This window comes from Halorubrum sp. AJ67, from assembly GCF_000513435.1.
The window spans coordinates 184,852-185,945 of record NZ_CBVY010000008.1 but is presented as its reverse complement, the minus strand read 5'-3'; the positions used below and the strand labels follow the sequence as shown (position 1 = coordinate 185,945).

Genomic DNA, 1,094 nt, shown 5'->3' with positions numbered 1-1,094 from the left:
GGGATCTGTTCGGCGGCCGCGCCGCCCCGCGGGACGGTCCACACACGCGACGCCGAGCGAACGCGGTGGCTCTACGGAAACGAGATGGTTCTACGAGAACGGGACGGTTCTACGGAAAAACCGAGTGACTCGGACGGACCGAGCGGATCGGGATCGGTTACTCTTCGTCGATCTCGTCGACGATCTCGTCGGCGTCAACGTCGACGTCTTCGAGCGCCTCCTCGATGTCGACATCACCGGCACCGCCGCCCATGCCGCCCATCATACCGCCGAGACCGCCCATGCCGCCGCCTTCGATGACCTCCTCGATCACGACGCGGTCGAGATCGAGGCGGTCCATCAGGTCCTGCGCGATCTGCTGTTTCTGGAACATCCACTGCTGGTTCATCTGCATCGCCTGCGTCGCGGTGACGTAGAGGACGTCCTTCTCGACCTCTTCGGTCTCGACGGTCTCCTCGCCGTCGTCGTCCTCGGTGACCGTCTCCTCCTCCTCGGTGACCGTCTCGATGCGGACCTCGGGGGCCTCCTGGAGGTACATGCCGAGCATGCCCGACGCCTGCTCCTCGCGGTCGTCGATGGCTTCGAGGATCTCGTACTCGTACTCGAGGTCCTCGCCGGCCAGCGGGTGATTGAAGTCGACGCGGGCACGGCCGCCGATTATCGTCTCGAGGTGGCCCTGACGGTTGTCGATCTGGATCTGCGCGCCGGGGTAGCGGTCGTCCTCGGGGATCTTGTCGGCCTTGACCGTCTCGACCTCGTCGGGGTCGTACTCGCCGAAGGCGTCCTCGGCGGGGACGTCGACGGTGCCCTCGTCGCCGACCGAGCCGCCGACGAACGCTTCCTCGACGGAGGGGAACACGTGGCCCGCACCGAGCGCGATGATGCGCGGCTCGAAGTCGTACTCGTCGACGTCGATCTCGGCGTCCTCGGCCGTCTCTTTGTCGGTCGTGTCGATGACGCGACCGTCGTCGGCCGTTCGGATCGTGTACGCGACGCGGACGAAGTCGCCGTCCTCGAGTCCGCCGGCGTCGGTCTCGGTCTCGGTCTCTTCGGCCTCGTCGGCCGCGTCCGCTTGCTCCTGATCGCTCATACCT

Annotated in this window: 1 protein-coding gene; it reads right to left on the bottom strand. The window is 66.5% G+C overall.

Translation table 11 applies throughout. The features are described from left to right. Nucleotides 1–157 precede the first annotated feature (157 nt). On the bottom strand, nt 158–1,090 hold the full coding sequence (locus BN903_RS08950; protein WP_048077408.1) for a peptidylprolyl isomerase: 933 nt from the start codon (nt 1,088–1,090) through the stop codon (nt 158–160). Between the last annotated feature and the right edge of the window lie 4 nt (nt 1,091–1,094).